Source organism: Limnohabitans sp. Jir72 (assembly GCF_003063575.1).
GTDB lineage: Bacteria > Pseudomonadota > Gammaproteobacteria > Burkholderiales > Burkholderiaceae_C > Limnohabitans_A.
Map to the genome: position 1 here is coordinate 1 of NZ_NESC01000036.1, position 897 is coordinate 897.

General features: G+C 49.9%; 2 rRNA genes. Both read left to right on the plus strand.

Annotation, left to right across the window (positions count from 1 at the left end):
• Positions 1-523 (plus strand): 23S ribosomal RNA (locus B9Z52_RS17485); the annotation flags it as partial.
• A gap of 175 nt (positions 524-698) precedes the next feature.
• Positions 699-811 (plus strand): 5S ribosomal RNA (rrf, locus tag B9Z52_RS17490).
• Positions 812-897: the final 86 nt, after the last annotated feature.

The window sequence follows — 897 nt, forward strand, 5'->3', positions numbered from 1 at the left end:
AGGACATAGTGATCCGGTGGTTCTGTATGGAAGGGCCATCGCTCAACGGATAAAAGGTACTCTGGGGATAACAGGCTGATACCGCCCAAGAGTTCATATCGACGGCGGTGTTTGGCACCTCGATGTCGGCTCATCTCATCCTGGGGCTGTAGCCGGTCCCAAGGGTATGGCTGTTCGCCATTTAAAGAGGTACGTGAGCTGGGTTTAAAACGTCGTGAGACAGTTTGGTCCCTATCTTCCGTGGGCGCTGCAGATTTGAGGAAGCCTGCTCCTAGTACGAGAGGACCGGAGTGGACACACCTCTGGTGTATCGGTTGTCACGCCAGTGGCATTGCCGAGTAGCTAAGTGTGGAAGAGATAACCGCTGAAAGCATCTAAGCGGGAAACTCGTTTCAAGATGAGATCTGCCGGGGCCTTGAGCCCCCTAAAGAGTCGTTCAAGACCAGGACGTTGATAGGTCGGGTGTGGAAGCGCAGTAATGCGTTAAGCTAACCGATACTAATTGCTCGTGCGGCTTGACCCTATAACTTTGATCACACATTGAAAGATGTGCATTGATCAAGGAAGTTATGCCAAGTTGACGCATTCAAAAATGGCTGAAAGGCTGGGTAAAAAGCCCGGCTGAAAAGCCAAAAAATCTGATTCGAAACTCTATGAATTCGTTGTCTTGATGAGAGTCAAGACGACACCAAGTTATGCCTGATGACCATAGCAAGTTGGCCCCACTCCTTCCCATCTCGAACAGGACCGTGAAACGACTTAGCGCCGATGATAGTGCGGATTCCCGTGTGAAAGTAGGACATCGTCAGGCTTTTAACAGCCCGAAACGCCTCACCGTACGGTGGGGCGTTTTCTTTAGAAGATAGCCAAAATCTTTTAAAGAAAACGCGAAAAGTG